The 431-nt window shown below is 58.9% G+C and carries 1 protein-coding gene; it reads right to left on the reverse strand.

Annotated features, from left to right (window positions below):
* Positions 1 to 100 precede the first annotated feature (100 nt).
* Positions 101 to 431: type II toxin-antitoxin system RelE/ParE family toxin (locus NR193_RS33360; protein ID WP_256754898.1), on the reverse strand; the 331-nt coding region annotated here is incomplete at its 5' end.

A 431-nucleotide genomic window follows, 5' to 3' on the forward strand; every position in this document is an offset into this window, starting at 1 on the left:
TCGCGGGCCAGCTTGGCCTTGAGCAATTCCTCTTCGGGATTGTCAAAGCCGAGGTCCGCAAACACGTTGCCGCTGCTCACTTCGGCGGTGATGTCTTCCGTCATGACTTCGTTCCTTTCCCATAATTTCCGCGGTAGTGCGCCTCGGCCGCCTTCAATCGCACTGTCACGAGATCGATTTCGTGCTTGGGTGTCTCCCTGCCCTTCTTCGACTTCTTCTGGAAGCAATGAAGCACGTAGATCACCCCGGCAAAGCGCACGGCATAGACGGCCCGGTAGGTATCTCCGTCGAAGTCGTCGACCACCTCGAGGATGCTGCGGCCCCCAAACCCTTTCAGGGCTTTGACAGCCGGGTGCTCCTCACCATTCTGGGCGTCGTTGATTGCGACACCCATCAACCGGCGAACATCGACCGGAAACTCGCGCAGGTCG

The organism is Mesorhizobium sp. Mes31 (assembly GCF_024519675.1).
Lineage (GTDB): Bacteria > Pseudomonadota > Alphaproteobacteria > Rhizobiales > Rhizobiaceae > Mesorhizobium.